We start from the raw sequence: 1,403 nt of genomic DNA, 5'->3' as shown, positions 1-1,403 counted from the left end.
AAGGAGCCGTCGGCGTTGAGCACCGTGTTGGCCTGCGCCTTGACGAAGCGGTCCTCCTCGTCGGCGGTGAGGTAGTCGATCTGCTCGGTCACCTTGCCGTCGACGACCTTGCGGTACGGGGTCTCGACGAAGCCGAACGCGTTGATGCGGCCGTAGGAGGCCAGCGAGCCGATCAGGCCGATGTTCGGGCCTTCAGGGGTCTCGATCGGGCACATCCGGCCGTAGTGGGACGGGTGCACGTCACGGACCTCGAAGCCGGCCCGCTCACGGGACAGACCACCGGGGCCCAGCGCGGACAGACGCCGCTTGTGCGTCAGGCCGGCCAGCGGGTTGGTCTGGTCCATGAACTGCGACAGCTGCGAGGTGCCGAAGAACTCCTTGATCGACGCCACGACCGGGCGGATGTTGATCAGGGTCTGCGGCGTGATGGCCTCGACGTCCTGCGTGGTCATGCGCTCGCGGACGACGCGCTCCATGCGGGCCAGGCCCAGGCGGACCTGGTTCTGGATCAGCTCGCCGACGCTGCGCAGGCGGCGGTTGCCGAAGTGGTCGATGTCGTCGATCTCCACGATCACGGTGTCGATCGGCGCACCTTCGGCCGCCGGCATCGACTCCTCGCCGGCGTGCAGCCGGACGATGTACTCGATGGTGGCGACGATGTCCTCTTCGGTGAGCGTGCCCTGGGTGATCTCGCTGGCGACCCCGAGCTTCTTGTTGATCTTGTAGCGACCCACCTTGGCGAGGTCGTAGCGCTTGGGGTTGAAGTAGAGGTTCTCCAGCAGGGTCTGCGCCGACTCCTTGGTCGGCGGCTCGCCCGGACGGAGCTTGCGGTAGATGTCGAGCAGCGCGTCGTCCTGGCCGGCCGTGTGGTCCTTCTCCAGGGTGGCGCGCATCGACTCGTACTGGCCGAAGCGCTCGAGGATCTGGTCGTTGGTCCATCCCAGTGCCTTGAGAAGCACGGTGACGGCCTGCTTGCGCTTGCGGTCGATGCGCACACCGACGCTGTCGCGCTTGTCGATCTCGAACTCGAGCCAGGCACCCCGCGAGGGGATCACCTTGCAGCCGTAGAGGTCCTTGTCGGACGTCTTGTCGACGTTGCGCTCGAAGTAGACACCGGGCGATCGGACGAGCTGGGAGACCACGACACGCTCGGTGCCGTTGATGATGAAGGTGCCCTTCGGGGTCATGAGCGGGAAATCGCCCATGAACACCGTCTGGCTCTTGATCTCACCGGTGGTGTTATTGATGAACTCCGCCGTCACGAACATCGGCGCGGAGAAGGTCATGTCCTTGTCTTTGCACTCATCTACTGAGTACTTGGGCGGTTCGAACCGGTGGTCGCGGAACGACAAGGACATGGTCCCCGAGAAGTCCTCGATGGGACTGATCTCTTCGAAGATCTC

Annotated in this window: 1 pseudogene; it reads right to left on the bottom strand. The window is 64.6% G+C overall.

What is annotated here, in order from left to right:
* Nucleotides 1-1,403 (bottom strand): annotated as a pseudogene (locus ABZS51_RS42680) (DNA-directed RNA polymerase subunit beta); the annotation flags it as partial.

The sequence above is a fragment of the Nonomuraea sp. NPDC005501 genome (assembly GCF_040605905.1).
In the GTDB taxonomy this organism is placed as follows: Bacteria; Actinomycetota; Actinomycetes; order Streptosporangiales; family Streptosporangiaceae; genus Nonomuraea.
Note: the sequence above shows the minus strand (reverse complement) of the source record. Positions and strands in the feature narration are given on the sequence as shown.